General features: G+C 43.4%; 16 protein-coding genes and 2 pseudogenes. 7 read left to right on the top strand and 11 right to left on the bottom strand.

All coding sequences use genetic code 11. The annotated features are described in order from the left end of the window. Positions 1-138: 138 nt before the first annotated feature. From dbpA to AB4484_RS26255, 4 genes and pseudogenes are all read right to left on the bottom strand, one after another. Positions 139-1518 (bottom strand): ATP-dependent RNA helicase DbpA, encoded by a 1380-nt coding sequence (dbpA, locus tag AB4484_RS26270; RefSeq protein ID WP_017064348.1) that lies wholly within the window; start codon positions 1516-1518, stop codon positions 139-141. A 148-nt stretch (positions 1519-1666) separates the two neighbouring features. Next, positions 1667-2575 (bottom strand): aldo/keto reductase family oxidoreductase, encoded by a 909-nt coding sequence (locus tag AB4484_RS26265; RefSeq protein ID WP_048609697.1) that lies wholly within the window; start codon positions 2573-2575, stop codon positions 1667-1669. A 217-nt stretch (positions 2576-2792) separates the two neighbouring features. Continuing rightward, positions 2793-3380 carry a hypothetical protein gene (locus AB4484_RS26260; protein WP_372081000.1) on the bottom strand — a complete coding sequence of 196 codons (588 nt, stop codon included), beginning with the start codon at positions 3378-3380 and terminating at the stop codon, positions 2793-2795. Between the two features lie 210 nt (positions 3381-3590). After that, positions 3591-3704, bottom strand: a pseudogene (locus AB4484_RS26255) (phosphate ABC transporter substrate-binding protein); the annotation flags it as partial. A gap of 98 nt (positions 3705-3802) precedes the next feature. Here AB4484_RS26255 and AB4484_RS26250 point away from each other — a divergent pair. Further along, the gene (locus tag AB4484_RS26250; protein ID WP_372080999.1) at positions 3803-5650 is read left to right on the top strand and encodes a M3 family metallopeptidase; all 1848 of its coding nucleotides are present in this window, start codon (positions 3803-3805) and stop codon (positions 5648-5650) included. Positions 5651-5741: 91 nt separating this feature from the next. Here the strand turns inward: AB4484_RS26250 and AB4484_RS26245 are convergent, their stop codons facing one another. From AB4484_RS26245 to AB4484_RS26235, 3 genes and pseudogenes are all read right to left on the bottom strand, one after another. Then, the gene (locus AB4484_RS26245; RefSeq protein ID WP_372080998.1) at positions 5742-6059 is read right to left on the bottom strand and encodes a hypothetical protein; all 318 of its coding nucleotides are present in this window, start codon (positions 6057-6059) and stop codon (positions 5742-5744) included. Between the two features lie 165 nt (positions 6060-6224). Continuing rightward, positions 6225-7259, bottom strand: a complete 1035-nt coding sequence (locus AB4484_RS26240) for a porin (RefSeq protein WP_372080997.1) — start codon at positions 7257-7259, stop codon at positions 6225-6227. A gap of 158 nt (positions 7260-7417) precedes the next feature. After that, a pseudogene (locus AB4484_RS26235) lies at positions 7418-7510 on the bottom strand (DUF3187 family protein); the annotation flags it as partial. Between the two features lie 354 nt (positions 7511-7864). Between AB4484_RS26235 and AB4484_RS26230 the strand changes: the two are divergent. After that, on the top strand, positions 7865-8659 hold the full coding sequence (locus AB4484_RS26230; protein WP_372080996.1) for a response regulator transcription factor: 795 nt from the start codon (positions 7865-7867) through the stop codon (positions 8657-8659). An 83-nt stretch (positions 8660-8742) separates the two neighbouring features. Here the strand turns inward: AB4484_RS26230 and AB4484_RS26225 are convergent, their stop codons facing one another. Together AB4484_RS26225 and AB4484_RS26220 are read right to left on the bottom strand one after the other, a co-directional pair. Beyond that, positions 8743-9576 carry a RecX family transcriptional regulator gene (locus tag AB4484_RS26225; RefSeq protein WP_372080995.1) on the bottom strand — a complete coding sequence of 278 codons (834 nt, stop codon included), beginning with the start codon at positions 9574-9576 and terminating at the stop codon, positions 8743-8745. Positions 9577-9809: 233 nt separating this feature from the next. Then, the gene (locus AB4484_RS26220) at positions 9810-11414 is read right to left on the bottom strand and encodes a mechanosensitive ion channel family protein (RefSeq protein ID WP_050647849.1); all 1605 of its coding nucleotides are present in this window, start codon (positions 11412-11414) and stop codon (positions 9810-9812) included. Between the two features lie 252 nt (positions 11415-11666). On the opposite strand from AB4484_RS26220, the gene AB4484_RS26215 reads away from it, so the two are divergent. Further along, positions 11667-11915 (top strand): hypothetical protein, encoded by a 249-nt coding sequence (locus AB4484_RS26215; RefSeq protein WP_017062732.1) that lies wholly within the window; start codon positions 11667-11669, stop codon positions 11913-11915. Between the two features lie 528 nt (positions 11916-12443). On the opposite strand, the gene AB4484_RS26210 is transcribed toward AB4484_RS26215, so the two are convergent. After that, a complete protein-coding gene (locus tag AB4484_RS26210; RefSeq protein ID WP_253918826.1) occupies positions 12444-12668 on the bottom strand; it encodes a hypothetical protein in 225 nt (74 codons plus the stop codon). A 159-nt stretch (positions 12669-12827) separates the two neighbouring features. Between AB4484_RS26210 and AB4484_RS26205 the strand changes: the two genes are divergently transcribed. The 3 genes from AB4484_RS26205 (at position 12828) to AB4484_RS26195 (ending at position 16321) form a co-directional block, all read left to right on the top strand. Continuing rightward, on the top strand, positions 12828-14891 hold the full coding sequence (locus tag AB4484_RS26205) for a protein-disulfide reductase DsbD family protein (RefSeq protein ID WP_372081001.1): 2064 nt from the start codon (positions 12828-12830) through the stop codon (positions 14889-14891). 3 nt (positions 14892-14894) lie between these two features. Continuing rightward, on the top strand, positions 14895-15464 hold the full coding sequence (locus tag AB4484_RS26200) for a protein disulfide oxidoreductase (RefSeq protein WP_372080994.1): 570 nt from the start codon (positions 14895-14897) through the stop codon (positions 15462-15464). Positions 15465-15601: 137 nt separating this feature from the next. After that, positions 15602-16321 (top strand): DsbA family protein, encoded by a 720-nt coding sequence (locus AB4484_RS26195; protein ID WP_372080993.1) that lies wholly within the window; start codon positions 15602-15604, stop codon positions 16319-16321. Between the two features lie 315 nt (positions 16322-16636). Here AB4484_RS26195 and AB4484_RS26190 read toward each other — a convergent pair whose 3' ends face one another. Next, positions 16637-17653, bottom strand: a complete 1017-nt coding sequence (locus AB4484_RS26190) for a succinylglutamate desuccinylase/aspartoacylase family protein (protein ID WP_372080992.1) — start codon at positions 17651-17653, stop codon at positions 16637-16639. A 376-nt stretch (positions 17654-18029) separates the two neighbouring features. Here AB4484_RS26190 and AB4484_RS26185 point away from each other — a divergent pair. Beyond that, positions 18030-18888, top strand: an 859-nt coding sequence (locus AB4484_RS26185) for a porin (protein ID WP_372080991.1), incomplete at its 3' end; no start/stop codon positions are given.

The raw sequence follows: 18888 nt of genomic DNA, 5'->3' as shown, positions 1-18888 counted from the left end.
TCAATGATCACGGGTATAGGTCGATAAACCTAAGAGAAGAAACTTGATTGGCATTTTGTGGAACACCCTTTACTGCAATGCCATTAATTAGCAATGTCATTAATTAGACATATCGCAGCAAAGGGATTCAGTCTCGAATTACTTCAGGATTCGGGCGCGGAATTGACGACCCTTCATTTTACCTGATTCGATTTTGTTCAGTGCTTTCTTAGCCACAGATCTTTCTACCGCTACGTAAGCACGCATTGCAAACAGATTGATCTTACCTACTGATTTACCATCAATGCCGCCTTGGCCCGTCAGTGCGCCAAGAATATCACCAGCACGAAGCTTAGCTTTCTTACCGCCATCAATTTGGATGGTAACCATGTTTGAGTAGTACGGCTTAGCAATTGGTTTTGCTGGCAGTTCAGATGGCTCGATTGGCATGTCCATGTACTCATCGATTTGAGCAACACGGTACATCTCTTTTTCGCTAAAGAAGCTGATCGCTACGCCTTTGCTTCCTGCACGACCAGTACGACCAATGCGGTGTACGTGAACTTCAGGGTCGCGAGACAATTCAAAGTTGAAGACAGCATCTAGGTTATCAACATCAAGACCACGAGCCGCAACGTCTGTCGCCACTAGAATCGAGATGGTTTTGTTTGAGAACTGAACCAAAGCTTGGTCACGTTCACGCTGTTCCATGTCGCCATGAAGTTCGATAACACTGAAACCGCGGTGGCTTAGCTCGTCGTTTACGTTCTGCACTTCTTTCTTAGTGTTACAGAACACAACCGCAGATTCTGGTTGGTGATGAAGTAACAGCAACTCTAGAGCGTCATCACGAGCTTCAGAACCTTCTAACTTGTAGAAGTGTTGTTGGATGCTTGAGTGATCGTGTGTTGATTCAACCTTCACCATTTCTGGGTTACGCATGATGCGGTCTGCAACAGATTTGATCTGTTTAGGGAAAGTCGCGCTGAATAGTAGAGTTTGGCGTTCTTTTGGCGCCGCTTCAATCACTGCATCCAAAGCGTCTTGGAAGCCCATTTCTAGCATGCGGTCAGCTTCATCTAACACAAGTGTGTTGAGCTCAGACAGATCAATACGACCTTTCTCTAGGTGATCCAAAATACGACCAGGTGTGCCCACAAGAATGTGTGCGCCATGCTCTAGTGAACCAATCTGTGGGCCCATTGGCATACCGCCACATAGTGTCAGCACTTTAATGTTGTGAATACCACGAGCAAGAGTACGAATCTCTTTTGCTACTTGGTCTGCAAGCTCACGAGTCGGACATAACACTAAAGACTGAACACGGAAACGCTTAACGCGTAGGTTCTGCAGCACGCCTAAACCGAAAGCAGCTGTTTTACCTGAACCCGTTTTACCCTGACCGATAACGTCCTTGCCATTTAGGATAGTAGGAAGACTTAACGCTTGGATCGGCGTCATTTCAGTATAACCAAGAGAATCTAACGTATTTAGAAGCTCTGGTTTAAGGGCGATTGAAGAGAATTTTGAAGTGCTCAATGGAAATATCCAACTGGTGAAAAACAGAGTGCATTATGAGTGTTTTTGAAAATTATTCCACCTTAATCACAGTTTTGAAGAAACATGTTAGGCGAACACAAAAAAGCCAGCTTACTTAGCTGGCTTTGATTTCTAAACGAATTGCTTTCTATGGCACACCGTGACCTTTAGATGCCACCCATACGCGATACCACTGTTCGCGCGTCAGCTCGATTTTCAGTGCATCAACCGCAGTCTTCACACGCTCAATCTTACCTGAACCAATAATTGCAATTGGATTCGATGGTAAACGACGAACCCAAGCGTAAATCACTTGATCAATGCTGTCTGCACCCACTTCTTGACGAATCGCCTCTAGTTCATCACGAACGCGAATTGCTTGCGCTGAATCGCCACTAAAGATGCTACCACCACCGAGACAAGACCATGCCATCGGGCGAATGCGGTTCATCTGCAGTTGATCTAGCGTACCATCATGAGCCACTTCAAAGTTCAATGGGTTGATTTCAACTTGGTTGGTCACTAACGGCTTACCGAGTCGAGATTGAAGCAATTCGAACTGACGCGGTGAAAAGTTAGAAACACCGAAGTGCTTAACTTTACCTACTTTGTGTAGCTCTGCGAACGCTTCTGCTACTTCATCAGCATCCATTAACACATCTGGGCGGTGAATCAACAATACATCGATATCGTTAACACCTAAGCGCTCTAATGAGTTATTTACTGATTGGTAAATATGCTGCGCGCTGGTGTCATAGTGATTGATCTTACGATCTGGAGTGTGGTCACCACATAGGTTGATATCGCACTTGGTGACGATTTGAATATCATCACGAAGGCTTGGTTCAAGCGCTAACGCCTCACCAAACAACTTTTCACATTGGTAGTTACCGTAAATATCCGCGTGATCAACAGTTGTGATGCCAAGATCAATATGTTGCTTCAGGAAAGTCAGGCGTTGTTGCGGGGTCATGCCCCACTCTGCTGTACGCCAGTATCCTTGCACCAACTCAGAAAGTTCTGGGCCTTGTGGCGCTATCGTTACTCTTGCAACCATGGGTTGTCTCCTTTATCAATACTGAACGTATCCTAAGCTCGTTTTACCGAAGGCTCAACGTATAACAAATGGCAAAGGTAAACGCTTATTAAAAATGTGAGAGCCGCAGAAAAACGAACACTTAAATAAATTATAACTTGCTGTCTACCCGTGAGCCGTTCTCCTGAAAGGCTTGTTTAGCCTAATAAATAACGAAACTATCTATAAATTTGAGCAATTAAAAACGATTAAGTTCAACCGTTAAGTTGGCACCATCACTCTGTAACTGGATCCAAGGAGAAGCAGATCTAGAAGAAGATAAGCTAGGCACATTCCATACACTCAGTTGCTCTGCTGAACCGTGAGGCGCGTTGATGAATTCGACCAGTTGTTTATCCACCTTATCGAAACCAACACCTTCATTTCGAGCTTGTTCGAGTTGAGCAGTAACATCGAATTCATCTTCACCAATACGAATTGAACTGAGAGCAAAGCCATCTTGGCGAAGGTAAGCCTGAAGCTTTGTGTAACTTAGGTGCGAATATGGCAGGTTTAAGCGAACTGTTTCAACGCTTGAGTCACCCAACTCCAGTTCAACATAAACATCCAGATCATAATATTGGGTTAAGTCACTGCACAACAGCGTATCTTCGATCTCACCACAATCCATCAAGTCGATATCGTTAATATAGTTTTGAGAATTCGGCAGACTTGGGCTGCTGTTAAATACTGTTCTAAGCCACCAGCTTTCGGTTGCTTGCGCTGAAAATGAAATAGCATTGAGGGACAGCATTAGAGGCAAGATTAGAACTTGAAAGATTTTCATCGACTTGGCTTATTTAGCGCTATATGAAGTGTCCATTATACGTGACCAATCGACAAACAACCGCTCGAGTCGCAAATTTTAGGCGAAAAAAAACGGGCATACATGCCCGTTAGATAAATTCATCACCGAATAACGTAATCCGTCACGTTGAGAACCATTACGAAAGAGAGGATATCACTCTCCCACAACGGTTACAACATATCGTACCCATTACTTATAGCCACCTTCAATCGCTGGCTCTTCAAGAGACAATCTCACTTTGTTACGTTGAATCGCTTCTGGCGGTAAACTGATGAAGCCGTATTGGTTCAAAACGCCTTGATGAAAAAGGTAACTTCTATGCCGTCATAGTTAACGTCACAAAATACATTCAATGAATGTGTCATAATGTTGAAATTACTGGTTAAATTTCAAGGAATGTCATGACAGCAACGAACTATCTCAACCAATTGAATCAAAAGTATCTTGCGACTCATAAAGCGAAAGAAGACTTCTTTTGGGATACATATATGGGTATCAGTGACGACCACGATGGTTCGACACTCGCGCAAACTCAGTGGACGGAATTTCTAAGCTCTGCCGAACAGATTGCTGCTATCGAAACGCAACTTGTTGCTATCGATGAAATTCAAGATCCCCTAGAAAAAGAGAGTACGCTAACAGGCTTGAATGGTTGGTTAGCGACCTTTAGATCTCACGCTATTGAGTCTGAGCAGTCACAGAAGCTTAAAGCCCACCTCATAAAATTTGAGGCTGAACTGTTTGAGAAAAAACAGAATCATGTGATGACTTACGTAAATGAAACAGGCGATGAAACAGAAGGGTCACTGCCCGTTTTAGGTTCAGCCGTTAGAAGTAATGGTAATGAACAAGTTAGGCTTTCTGCACATCAAGCACTATTAGATTTAGAGCAATGGCTGCTGACTAACGGCTTTATTGAGCTGATCAAAAAACGTAACCAATTTGCTCAATCACTGGGGTTTAAAACCTTCTTTGATTACTCGGTGGTTAAAACCGAACAGATGACGACAGAGCAACTGTTTACGATTCTGGATGACTTCGAAGCACGTACACGCGATAGCCATCAGCAAAGTCTAGCCAATTTGGCAGAGCAGAAAGGCGAGAATGCACTTCAAGCCCATAACTTTACCTACTCTTTTGCAGGTGACGTTATGAATGATCTTGATCCTTATGTTCCATTCTCAAAGTCACTTCGACGCTGGATTGAATCTTTTGGTCGCCTCAACATCGAATACTCTCAAGCGACATTAAAATTGGATCTGCTTGATCGTAAAGGTAAGTACCCTAATGGTTTCTGCCATGGCCCTATCCCATCTTTCTACGATCAAGACACATGGGTAGCGGCTCAAGTTAACTTCACGAGCAACGCCAAGCCCGACCAAGTTGGCAGCGGTTATGATGGTATCAACACGCTATTTCACGAGGGCGGCCACGCAGCGCATTTCGCCAACGTTAAGATGAACGCGCCTTGTTTCTCTCAAGAGTTTGCACCAACCTCAATGGCTTATGCCGAAACGCAATCCATGTTCTGTGACAGCTTGTTGAATGACGCCGATTGGCTCAAACAATACGCGCTTAATGCAGATGGCCAAGCAGTACCTGACGAGTTAATAAAAGCAATCATCGATAACAAACAACCCTTCAGAGCTTATCAAGAGCGCAGCATTTTAGTGGTTCCGTATTTCGAGCGAGCACTTTACGAATTGGCGGATGAAGATCTGACACCTGAAAAGATCACTGCTCTTGCTCGTAGCAGTGAGAAAACGATTCTTGGATTAGCTTGTAGCCCTCGCCCATTAATGGCGATCCCGCATCTATTGTCGGATGAAGCCTCTTGCGCGTATCAAGGCTACCTGCTGGCTCATATGGCGGTGTATCAAACTCGTGCGTATTTCACCGATAAGTTTGGCTACCTAACGGATAACCCAGAGATAGGCCCTTTGTTAGCTAAGCACTATTGGCACCAAGGCAATAGCGTGAATCATAATGGGACAATCGAAAGCCTGACTGGGGAAGGTTTTAATGCCAAATACCTCGCTGACGAGTGTAACTTATCGCCAGAGGAAGCTTGGGCGATTGAGGAGCAAAAAATCAAACAACTGTCGACAAGAGAACGTGCACCAGTCGCGGATTTGAATGCGAAGATATCGATCGTTGATGGGGCTACCGAGTTGACGAATAATGACAAATCAAATCATCAGATGTGTAATGAGTTTGAGAAATTCATTGTTGGACAATACGGTCGATAACGGGTTCTGAGTACCTGTAACCAAGGTTGAACCAAAACTCAAACGAAAAAAGGACGATAATTTATCGTCCTTTTAGTATTCAGGTTTGGATTTATTCCGTGACACATGTCGAGCGAGTTTCAGTATCAAGCTCAAACTCAACATCAACAGAATCAGCACTTCGCAATGATTTTCGATGAATGCCAAATACTTGCCCCGTCAAAACAATATAAAACTTCTCTGTTTTGAGTAGATTCCAAGCTTCATCAAGAGATTCAGCATAAACCTTGTTCTTGAGATCTTGTGGGCGGGTACCTGCGACTCTTCCATGTTTACGCGCCAATTCAAATAGTCCATTACGATTCGGTTTGCACGTAAACAGGGTATCATTTCCATAAATAACACCCTTGGCTGTAATGCTTTTAATCATTACATTTCTCCAGATAATAATTTCACTCGTAGCACTTGAGTGACAAACCACATATCAATCTGTGGATGCTTACACTGCAAAAAGAAGAGAACATGGTGTAACGACCGGGCAAGCTATTACACCATTACCATCAAATGTCTTAGAAGTTCTTAAGAGGTCAAGTTCTTAGAAGTAGTAGTAAGCCGCTGCGAATACGTGTGTTTCTTCGTCGTATTGTGCGCTAGTTGTACCAATGCGCGCACCATCGATGTCTTGCTTGATATCGATACCCATGTCAGCGTTGTCAGCGATACGGTACATTGCCGCGATGTTGATGTAAGAAGCATCTACATCTGCGTGGCCATCAAGTTCATTGTTGCTAGACGCGTAACCTGCTGCGATTGTTAGGTCTTCAGAAACGGTGTAACCACCTGAAACGTAGTAGCCTGTGTTCTTAGCAGAATCACTCTCTTCAATCCAAGAGTTCATACCCAGTTTAAGAGCACCAACCTTTACGTTACCTGTTACTGTGTAAACTTCGAAGTCAGCATCGTCATCACGAGCTTCATAACCAGCGTATAGGTTGAATACCTCTTGCTCTAAACCGATGTAACCGTTAATGCCTTTATCCGCATCATTATGATCATCACCAGTTTCAAAGTAAGAAATACCGTAAGCGACACCGTTTGTTGCGCCTTGGAATTTAACAACATTGAAGCCGTCAGAAGCATCACCAGCAGAAGCGCCAAACTCGTAAGTGTTGTCACCAGCGCCATCCACTTTGTCTAGTGCTGTGTCGTTTTCCCAACCGAATGAAGCGATACCGAAACCAGTATCGAAACCTAACCATGCTTTATCTACATCTGTTGCTGGACCAGTATCGATACCGTTTGTCCAACCAGCTGTTGCTGCGTCATTCGCAGATACGTTGTTGTCTGTCGTGTAGTTCACCATTAAGTCAGTTTCGAAGTAACCAACAATACGGTTGTTACGGTAGTTAACTGCAAGAGTAAGGCCTGTAGCCCAGTCATCGTAGAACGCTTTAGAGCCAGTGTCGTAGTAACCACCAACACCGAAAGAGCCTGATACTGAGAATTGATCTTTGTGCATTGAATCGAATGCAAACATGTCTTCGTTTTGGCTGTTTTGGCTGCTTGTGCTTACAGCGAAAGCTGAACTTGAAATGCTCGCAATCGCAAGTGCTACTAATGTCTTTTTCATGATAACCACTACCTATATATATTGATTCGGCCTTGTTAGTCCGGCCTTTTGGAGTGGCGCTATTGTTCAAAAAAACACGTTATTGATATACCGTAAATTTACTGAAAATTTTATAGCTTTGGTGAATTTCATGAAATAAGAATATATTAATGTGCCGTTTATATTGAAAAACGTAATCCGAGTGTAAAACCTATATCCGTGCTGTTATCCATATTACGGATGTTCTCAATCATCAGCGCTTCGACTGCGAACTTGTGTTGAAAGTACATTTGAATGAATAGGTGACTGAGCGTACACAAACATTGGAGAATTATTTGCGTGTGCTGTCGGATGAAAAAGCTCAACATCAAGACTGAAATAGACAGTAACGTCCTTAAACTTATCACAGTGTTTACTCGGTTATAGAAATGCCCGATTTTATTAAAAAACACCGTTCAATTAATGCAGTAGATGTACTGCTTATCACCCCTCCACATAGAACCAAGAGTTATAAAAAACTTTAGATTAGAACCTCTGATGTATATAAGAATCTTATCTTGCACTGAGCGACTCGAACGAATATCTTCTGTGCATTGATGAAATGAATGTATCTATAAAGGAAAAATGTGTCTGCTTTAAAGCTAAGTTTTGAACAACTGTTAATGAAACAATCGACATCTCTCATTAATAGCGATCCAAAAAACTTTCAAACAACTTGGTCAGAAGCAAGCTTTGATGTACTCGATTGGTTTGGGATTGATCGTTTGACACTCTACCCTAATTCAATGGTCTTACTTGAAGAAGGAAAAACGTGTTCAGTTTCCAAAGCACACATTCCTCCTGTTAATATAAAAAGCTTAGTCGGCGGTAACTACCTTGATTACCTCAAGCTTTTAAAAACCAATGAAACCTACCTCGCTTTTACCAGCAACGAACTCGTTTCAAGCAAAAACTATGTGTTAAAGAAACTCTATAAAGAAGGGGGAAGATGGCACTGCATCATTCCTTTGCAGCTCTTTAACCAACGCTGGGGTGCGTTGTCTTTTACTAACTTTCACGGCAACGATACTACCTTCAATCTCGAAGACATCCAGCGTTTGAAGTTAGTCTGTGAGCTTTGGCTCTGTTATTGGCAACATTCAACGTTAGCCAGAACACTTAAGCAAAATGAAAACTTGTTAGAAGATGACAGTGAGAAGCTATTGCTACTGACCAAAAAGCAAACCAAGGTTCTAGCTCTAATTGCTCAAGGATTTAGTGCAAAAGAGTGTGCTGATATGCTTCACTTAAGCTCACGGACCATTGAGTCGCACAAATACCGCATGTTAGGTTTGCTGAACTTAAACAGCCACAATGACCTGATTCAGTTCGCCTTACGAAATGGTTTGGGGATTGCAGAGAACATACACACAACACGTTAGAACAAGTTGTTCGATGTCCTTCTGCTGTTAATAGCTTAACGTTCGATGTTTCTTGAGTTCAGCTTTTCTTAAGTTCAATCACGCTACTCATTACCTTCACTCAGAGCAAATTTGATCTCGTCAGAAGAGAACCCCTTTCGACTTAGCATCGCGTAAGCCTTAGAGCGTTCTTTATGATCGTTGAGATCATAAGACTTCTTCTGCAACTGTTCTAAACAAGAAGAATAGAAATCTAGCTGCTCTTCATTAATCAATCGGTCGATGAGCGATGACAGTTCACTGGTGTCGATTTGTCGCTGCCTAAGTTCTTGCTGTATGGCAGTCAGGCCCTTGCCTTTACGAGCATACTTGAGCACCTCTTTTTCCAAATCGGCTTTCTCGGCCTTAATTTGAATATTACTTTTCAGTTGATGCGCTTGTGGGTGCTGGTCAATCGCTACCTTAACTTGTTGATAGTTAAAGCCACGCTTTTGCAGTGTCGCAACCAGCTTTTCACGGCTCATGGTAAAGTTTGTGTAGTAATGGTTGATTCGGTCTATCAAGATGGTTTGTTCATCGATAGACTTTTCGAAGGACACTTTATGGATTGCATCAGAAATCACTAAGTCCGTCAGGCCCTTCTTCTTCAGTTTTTCGACAATGTATCGAGAACCAAATTCACCAGAGAAAGCTTGTTCCACGAATTGTTCTGCAAACACTTGGTCAGACTTGAGATACCCGAAGCCTTTCAAAGTATTCAACGTTTCATCGATCCATTCTTGATTGTCGGTTTTCAATTTGAGCTTCGCAACCAACTCGCTTTCCGTCATGTCTCTCTGGGTTAGATGCCACATCGCAGAATTCATAACGCTTTCAATTCGCGTCGCTTTTCTTACTGTTGTATTTCTACTGTTCGTTTTTTGCTGGGAATCATCCATTCGCGTTCAACTGTCCAAACTAAGCCTGCCCCATCATAACTTAATTCTAAGGCGGTTGAGTGACATAAAAGAATGAAGCTAAACATAAGCGGCAGCCAATAAAAATGGACGCTTGTTCAGCGTCCATTTGATATCACATTAAGAATGCTAGCTAGAAGCCACGCGTAGCTTTTTCGTAATAGTTTTTTCGTAATAGCTCTATTCGAAATTGCTTCTCGTACTAGCTCTTTCGCTTAGCTCTCTTCGTGATTGTAAATATGCACATCTCGTTGAGGGAATGGAATCGTGATGCCTTCTTCATCGAAGCGTTTCTTCACGGTTTCCGTTACATCCCAGTACACATCCCAGTAGTCATCAGTCTTAACCCAAGGTCGTACTACGAAATCAACTGAAGAGGTATTCAAGGTATGAAGCTTGATCATATGTTCTGGTTTTTTCAACACTAGAGGGTGCGCAAGAATGATGTCGTTCAATACCGCTTTCGCTTTATCGATATCATCTGAATAACCAATACCGAAAACCATATCAACACGTCTTACACGTTCTGCTGTTATGTTGTTGATCACGTCACCCCAAATCTTGTTGTTTGGGATCACCAAGCGTTGGTTATCAATGGTTTGAACAGTCGTTGACACTAAGCTCATGTCTTTTACCGTGCCTTGCACGCCTGCCACTTTAACCATGTCACCTACGTCATAAGGACGGTAGATCAAGATCATCAAACCCGATGCAAAATTAGATAGCGTATCTTGCAATGCGAAGCCGATGATGACACCGGCTACACCGAAACCAGTAAGAAGAGGGGCTAGCTCTATCCCTATTTGAGACAGTGCGATAAGCAAACCAATAAACACGACTGCTTTAGATGCGATGGATACAAAGAAGTCCTGCATCAATACGCTGAAGTCCATTTTAGAGTGCGAAACACTCTTACGAACGGTTTTGCGAGCCACGTTAGCAATAAGGCGAGTTACATACAAAATACCGAGAAACAGAGCAAGTTTAACGATAAAAGAAGGGGTATTTTCAAAAGCCCATGAACTGAACGAACGAAGCCAACCATCCAACAGCTCCAGTGCAACATCAACATCCAACACATCGGCGTTAATGTCACCTGTCGTCGCTAGCAAAACACGTTTGTACGAAGTCACATCCACGCCAAACGGTTCCATTAGCGTGATGGTTTCTTCTAAGCTCGCGACCATAACGCTAGTACGCTCGCTGAAACGCTCAAGCTCCTTTTTAATCGTCGCTTTCTCTTCTTCATTCACAAAAGACAAACGCGCTTCGAGATCTTGTCGCTGTGTGTCTGTGTAAAGAATGGCATTAGTCAGGTATTTAGAACGAGCAATTAACGCCGTTTTAAGTTCACCTTCAGGAACAGCAACATCAACACCACGCTCTTTCGACCAATTTAGGGTCTTAGCAAGCTGCTGATAATAGACATCCATCATTCCGATTCGTTTTTGAATACGCAACTCAAGGCGTTTTTTAGCGTCACCCTCAGCGGAACGGTTTTCTTTACTCATTGAAACGATTTTAGTTTCATTCAACGACAGCAATTTTTGTAGCAGTTCAACCTGCTGAGCAAGAGTGACATCCAGCCCCTCTTTTTTATCTGACGATAGCTGTGAAAAAATCTCTTCGCGTAGGCCCTGGTTCTTACGCCTTAAGATATCTTCAAGAAAGGGTTTTTCAGCATCATGCGCCGTTTCTAATGTTGCTAGATCGAGCATTAACTGATCTTGTACTTCTGCGATTTTCTCAACGCTCTGCGCATAACTTCCAAATGCGACAAACGCCAACATTAACAATAGACAACGCCAAACCTTCATCATATTAATTCCTATTACTGTCTAAATTGACCCTATAAATAGTAGTAAAAAGAATATGGATAACAAGCATTTAAACGTATGTTATGTTAAAAATTCGCAAATTATCAGCCTGCTTCTAATATTTGAGAGTTCCAATCCCCTCTTATGACCTGTAGAGTACGCATCCAACAAAGAACAACAGCCAATATCTTCATTCGAGCACATGCACTAAAGCGCCCTAAATACGATGTTGGCTCACAGCAAGAGAGCATAAAAATGAACAACGAACTTGATATTATTGAGTCTCTAGAAGAACTAGAGCAATTCCTAATTTCAGTGGAAGCTGGCGGTTTAGGCCTTGAAGGCGTTGAAGGTGTAGGCATGGCAACCAATAATTCAGATGGTCGTCACTTCGTTGCTGTATTCAACAGCAGCCACAAAGTTCTGCTTGCTCGCTGGATCACCAAAGAAGTGTTTGATAACGGTAAAGACTTGGTACGTAACGGCCCTCGCCGCACTCACTAAGCCTTTCCAATAGCACCAATGATTAAAGCCCAACACGTTCAACGACGATCTGTTGGGCTTTTTTGTATCGCCTCGTGATGAATAAACAACTCGATACAAAATAAATTAGCGATAACTTTCAGTTGTTGTGAACTTTAGCTACAGCTCAATGTCGTATTCGCGTGAATTGGTGTTTATGCATCGTTTATCGTGTATCTGCCGTTTCCCGCGTTTATACATAGTTTCACTTTAACCATTTTATGACTTGTGGCGCGAAGAGAACTTATCTAAGCTAGCCACAATTCAACGAGCTCGCTTTAACGACTAACAAATTTGATTACTGACTAATTTGCTGAACACATCGCTACTTTTCTTATCCACACAGAACCGCCGACAAAAGCATTCGCTTTGGGCGCTCTTCCTTACCGGACTGGTTATCGTAACTTGTCTGGCGAGCACTCTGGCCGTAAAGAAAGTATCGTTATCTGCATCCGCTAATGGTCAATCAGTCCTAGTTGGCGCGCAAACTCATACTGAAACCAGTAATCCTCAAACCGACATCGCTTCTTCAGAAAAAATGGCCACTCTATACGCCAGTGTTTTCGGCTTAGAAGCGTCAAAAATGCTAATGTCCCCCAATTCAAGTTCATGCAGCCTGAGTTCGAAAATGCTGACCTTTGCCGCCCCAAAAACCGGCTGGCTGATCCCATTCGTACTTATTATTGCTGTTGCATTTAACTTACCTCCCCACATATCGAGATTATCTAGAGACAATCATCGCTCTACTCGACCGACAAAACACAGATTGCATCTAAAGCACTGTATATTTAGAGAGTAAATAACCGGGCTACTACACCCTTTTATTTATTTTTTGGAGATACATTTGTGTACAACACACTACTAACTAAGTTTGTCGATTCATTGGCATTCTCTATGCGTACATGCGCGAAAACCTTAGTCACTGCCCTTTTGGTTATGACGTCATTTACCGCCTTGGCACAGACAACAGGCTGGCTTAGTGTGCCTGAGCATCCGCCTGTGAAGATGCGAATGATGTCGACGGGTGAACAGTCGGATGACGGCTCTAAGATCCAAGCCGTGCTCGATGTCGTGCTCGACGGCGACTGGAAAACCTATTGGCGCAGCCCAGGCGAAGGTGGTATTCCGCCAAGCTGGGACTGGTCTGGTTCAACAAACATTGAGTCAGTAGAGTGGCACTGGCCGATACCTAAGTACTACGAGCAGCTTGACGTCATGACGTTAGGCTACAAAAAGCATGTCAGCTTTCCTGTCACGTTAACCCTGAAAGACAACACGAAGCCTGCAATATTCAGGGCGTCGTTTACCTTTCCGTCGTGTACCAATATCTGTGTGTTAACCGATTACGATATCGAACTGCCGATTGACCCACAAACCTTAGCGCTCGATGAAGAAGCGATGTTCTTGTTCAACCAAGGCATGAGCCAATCTCCAAGAGAAGCTAATCGCACTTCGGTCAATGGTCTATTTTGGGACAAGAGCAAGCAGCAACTGGTTACTCAGCTGACGAGTAAAGATGGCTGGGATAAGCCGATGGTGTTGATTGACGGGCAAGAAGTGATTGATGACTTCTTCTCTCAACCAAGCGTCCACATCACAGACAATACAATGACGGCCGTATTTGATGTGAGCAACTGGATAGGTGAAGTCGACTTAACGGATCGCACCGTTAGTGTCACCGTTTCAGACACTAATTTTGCCGAAGAGATGACGGCTCAAGTTGGCTCAGAACCGATCGCTTACCAAACAAGCAACAACGGCTTTCTAGCAATGATTGGCTTTGCTTTAATTGGTGGTTTGATCCTCAACATCATGCCATGTGTGTTACCAGTATTAGGAATGAAATTAAACAGCATCATTCAAAACCAAGGTGCATCTAATCGTCATATTCGACTCTCATTCTTAGCTTCTGCTTCAGGTGTCATTACATCATTTGCGCTGTTAGCCCTAGGTATGACCGCTCTAAAAATGGGTGGTAATGCGATTGGTTGGGGAATCCAATTCCAAAATGTTTGGTTCATCGGATTCATGCTGATCATCACTTTGCTGTTCTCAATTAACTTGCTTGGGTTATTCGAATTCAGACTACCATCAGGTTTAAACACTTGGATGGCAACCAAAGGCGATGACTCACATTCAGGCCACTTTGTTCAAGGTATGTTTGCGACGCTACTAGCAACGCCGTGTAGCGCGCCATTCCTAGGAACCGCTGTCGCGTATGCACTTGGAGCAAGCTATCAAGAGTTATGGGCTATCTTCATCGCGCTTGGTATCGGTATGAGTGCGCCTTGGTTGATCTTTGCACTATTCCCAAGCCTAACCAAATTGCTTCCAAAGCCTGGGGCGTGGATGTTCAAAGTTAAGCTGGTATTTGGCTTAATGATGTTCATTACCAGCCTTTGGCTAACAAGCCTTCTGAGTCCATTCATTGGTAAATTCCCAACTATCCTGCTGTCGCTATTTATCGTGATTTCAGTATTGATTTGGATTGGCATGAAACTGGGTCGCAAGGTACTGATTCCTATCATGGCAACAACAACTTTGGTGTTTGGTGCTGCATTGATCGTTGGTAGTGTCACCGCTGATAACTGGGCGACACCGATTGTTGACGATCTCGCTTGGCAAAAGCTGGATGCGAAGCAAATCCCTCAGTTAGTTGATGAAGGCAAAACGGTGTTTGTTGATGTGACTGCTGATTGGTGTATCACCTGTAAAGCCAACAAGATCGGCGTCATCCTTCAAGACCCTGTCTACAGCCACCTACAGCAAGAAGACATTGTTTTGATGAAAGGTGATTGGACAACACCAAGTGAAAGTGTCACTCAATACTTACAAAGTAATGGGCGATTTGGTGTGCCATTTAATATCGTCTACGGTCCGAGCTATAAAAGCGGTATTCCACTGCCTGTCATTCTCAACAGTGACACTGTCGTTCAAGCCATCGACGCTGCGAGATAACCGATGAAGACTCCCAACAATGAAGATAAATCTAGCACGACTGAAGACAACGCTGTAAAGGGTGAGGCCAAAAAGCCAAGTCGTCTTAAGAAGTGGGGAAAGGAACTGATTTCAATGATATTGATCGTTGGCGTGGTTTCATTTGCCATGGACTTTTATCACAGCAGAAGTATGCCTCAGGGCGATGCGATTCCAATTGTGGGTCAATCGCTCCAAGGCGAAGATATTGATGTTATCGAGCTAAGTAAAAATGGTAAGCCTGTCATTGTCTATTTTTGGGCGACTTGGTGTGGTGCCTGCAAATTTGTAAGCCCAACCGTCAATAGCTTCAGCGATTCCCATCAGGTGGTTTCGGTCGCTCTATCGTCTGGTCCAGACGAACGTGTCCAGCGCTACTTAGATGCAAAAGAGTATGACTTCCCTGTTATCAATGATCTTTCTGGATCAATCAGCAGAAGTTGGGGCGTTAATGTCACTCCAAGCATCGTCATCATCAAAGACGGAAAGATTAGCAGTATCGCAACAGGCGTTACTTCTCCTATTGGGCTGTGGTTAAGAACCTACTTTGCCTAACTAGCTCACAAAGCAAAACAGAGCAAAACAGAGCAAAGCTAAGTGAATAAACCGACTCAGCCAGTTTAACAAACAATATTAATGTGAGCGCAACCCAATAAGCGCTCACGATTATCACGAATTAGAGAAAAGACAATATGAAAAAGCATCTGATAAGCGCACTGATTTTAGGCTCACTAATGAGTACTAATGCCTTCGCAGAATTAAACAAAGAACAAACTCAACAACTTGAAGAAATTAATCAATTCCTGAAGGAAAACCCATCGACGATCTCTGGATTGCATACCAGTTTAGAGCAGTACGTAGCAGGTCAAGAGCAAGCGAAGAAAGCCCAAGCGGAAAGCCATGATTGGTTGTACAACAATGACGCTCACCCGATCCTTGGCAATCCAGATGGCAAATCGGTCATCGTTAATTTCACCGACTACAACTGTCCTTTCTGTAAGCGCTTAGAAAAAGGGTTAACTCAACTCACCTCTGAAAATAGCGACATTAAGGTCATCAATGTCTACCTATCATTTAAGCAGCAACAAGTTTCGGGTCTAAACACCAACGCAGCGTTATACGCGATGAAAGTATGGAAAGATAATCCAGAAGCGTTCCCAGAAGTAGACCGACTATTAATGGCGAAAAGCGGTAGCCACACAAAATCGTCACTGCAAGCTGTAGCCAAGAAGACGGGAACAGAAGCACAACTAGACACCACCACAGAACAAAGCAACACGCTAATGACCAACCACCAAACCTTTAGCTCATTAGGTTTAACTGGCACACCAACATTAATGATGAACGGGCAGGTCTTACCGGGATACGTGCCTTACGACCGATTAAAAGAGATCGTGGATGACGCTTTTTAATCGAGTGTAGTTAGAGATAAAATTCGAAAGAGAAGTGAATAAAAAGCCGACTCGCGTAACTCGCAGTCGGCTTTTTTATGAGCTTAAGATAATGTTTTCAATATTATTTTTGAAACAGAAAAACAGTCGAAGTGTCACTATCTTGCAATGGATTCTTAATCTAGCCTCGCTACTCTAAAAGCAGTTCTCTCGATGAGTCCAAGACGTGCTTACTCTAGACAACTGTCCTTTGACCGAGCCTAGCTCGGTCTTTTTTTTACGTGTTTTAGATAGCAATACAGTGCATTAACACGGAAACGTCCAACCGGCTGAGCCTTAACTTAGCAAGCGACAAACAAGCGCACCCGGCTCCCTTAACGCATCCACGTTGTAGCTAAGGACACATCCGGCAGACGGCGCGTGATAACGGCGACACTCATTACCAAAAGCGTCATATTGAATAGCCAATAAATCATCCTGTTCTACGCTCTGCAGAAGCTCAACCTGCGGCAATACGAAACCACCAATATCAGCGCGGATAGAAACCACATCATTACCCTCTATCCAATCCATGCTCGGCAGCTGCATTTTCTCGGGATGATTTATTTCAACCTCGAACATTTCATAATAAGACAGCATGTTAAAAACACCGTCTACCGCTCGTTGAATCATGTCAGGCTGAGTGAATTTCCCCATCCCAACTTCCACAGTGATGCTCGGAATTCCACTTCGATTCCAAACTGTTTCTAAAATACCTGGGTCGCCAGGGTCGTTCAGAACACAATCGGGCTGCATCAGCCTCGCCATCTCCAAACATTGTTCTATGCGGTAATCAGCAAACACATAAAGTGGGTAGACTGCGCCACGAGTTTGAGTGTGGAGATCAACGGCTAAGGTGGCATTATGCTTAAGCAAACGCTCCCACAAAGACGCAACAAAGCGCTCCGCTGCCAAGCCATTAGCATCACCCGGAAAGAGTCGATTAAGATTAGCAGGGCAAGAACCCGGATCCGAAGAGATGAAATCACGGCTATGGTTCAGCAAGCCAGACAAATTCACAGTAGGCACAATCGTTACCGTACCTTTGAGCTTTTTACCGACTAAGTCCCTGATAATTTGCTGTGCAGCCAACACTCCGTTTAGCTCATCACCGTGAATACCGGCGGTGATCATCAACTTAGGACCTTCTTGACTGCCTTTGAAAACAGAAACCGGCATGTTTTTGGGTTGCCCTAACCCATCACTGGTGACTTGAAACCAAAACTGGTGCTCTCCAACGGGTAGGTCTTCAACATTCAAGGAGCCAATAACCTGCCTACCTTGTAAAACATCGCCTAAGTACTCTGTTTTCATCCAACGTCTCCATCTTGTTGAGCAGAATCTATTCTCTTCTAAGTTTTTGCATCATAGAGGATATCCTAACCAGTACAAGCAGTTAATCAGATTAACAAGCCCTCAAGCGCTACCAAAATTCATCACCATCGACATCAGTGATTCCGAGGTAAAACTTGTCAATGTGACCTTTGAAATACACGCGACTTGTATATCTATTCACAGAATACTCAGTCGCATGAAATAAAAGTGCAATAAAATCAACACTTAAAAAGTTCCCCATTCACGAAAATGTAATTTTATGGAAATGAAAGCTTAATTTATCTGCTCTAAATTAGCTTCATATCGAAACGGAGAGCACATTGCTCACGGATTTTAAAATACAAGGTAAGTGATTATGAAAAAGGCAGTTCTAGCTTCTGCAGTGGTAGCGGCACTAGTTTCAGGCTCATCTCTAGCAGCAACAGTTTACAGCTCTGATGGTACTGAGCTTAAGATTGGTGGTCGTGCGGAATTCCGTGGTGATTTCATTGGTTCAGGCGGTAAAGAAATCGACGGAACAATGAAAAATAAAAGCCGTGTGCGTTTAAATGTAGGCGGTACTACAGAAATCACTAGCGACCTATCTGGTTTCGGTTTCTACGAAGCAGAACAAGGCGTAACTTCTTCGGCTGACAACGATGAAACTGATAGCTTTAATCAGCGTTACATGTACGCTGGCTTTGAAGGTAACTTTGGTGCTGTTTCGGTAGGTCGTCAAGATACAGCAGCAGCTCAAATCTCAGAAATGTCGGATGTTACTATATACTCTGGTGACCAAAAAGCGTTCATCAATGCAGGTAACGAGCAAATCAATAACACGTTTGTATACGCTTACGACGCAGACGCACTTTCTCTAAAAGCAAGTTTGATTGCTGGTGAAGACAAAGATACTGACGGTTACGGTATCTCTGGTATTTACACACTACCTATGGGCTTAGGCTTCGGCCTTGGTTACTCAGGTAACGACAACGGTACAACTAATGGTTCAGCAACGGCTGTAATCGCCGGTATTAATTACAAATTGGATGCTTTATACCTAGGTGCAACCTACACAATGGGTGACCTAGATGACAAAGCAAACACTGAGTTCTCTGGTGTGGAAGTTGCTGCTAAGTACAAGCTAACAGACCAATTTGAACTGGCTGCTCTTTACCAGAAGCAGGAAAAAGATACTGCTCAGAACGTAACTGTAGATACTCTTGATTTAAATCGCA

This window comes from Vibrio sp. 10N.261.46.A3 (genome assembly GCF_041472995.1).
In the GTDB taxonomy this organism is placed as follows: domain Bacteria; phylum Pseudomonadota; class Gammaproteobacteria; order Enterobacterales; family Vibrionaceae; genus Vibrio; species Vibrio coralliirubri.
Note: the sequence above shows the minus strand (reverse complement) of the source record. Positions and strands in the feature narration are given on the sequence as shown.